At 75.3% G+C, this 291-nt stretch carries 1 pseudogene; it reads right to left on the bottom strand.

Annotated features, from left to right (window positions below):
- A pseudogene (purH, locus tag AC5RV2_RS19220) lies at positions 1–291 on the bottom strand (bifunctional phosphoribosylaminoimidazolecarboxamide formyltransferase/IMP cyclohydrolase); the annotation flags it as partial.

The raw sequence follows: 291 nt of genomic DNA, 5'->3' as shown, positions 1-291 counted from the left end.
CGGGAAGAACGCATCCGATGCCGCCACGGCGCCGCGGGCTCGCTCGGGCGCCCCGGAGCCCTGCACATTGGCCGCTCCCCCGGCAGCGTCGGCCCCGCCGTCGACCGCCACGCCGAGCGTATTGGCCCGCTCTACGGCCAGGCGGCAGGAATCCAGCCGGTTGACCTGCCCCATGCCGATGCCCACCGCGGCGCGGTTGGCCGCGACCAGGATGGCGTTGGACTTCGCCGCCCGAACAGCGCGCCACGCGAAGGCCAGATCCGCCAAGGTCGCCTCGTCGGCGGCCTCGCC

It is taken from the genome of Arthrobacter sp. Y3225116 (genome assembly GCF_059091245.1).
The sequence above is the reverse complement of the archived record's forward strand: the minus strand, read 5'-3'. Positions and strand labels throughout refer to the sequence as shown.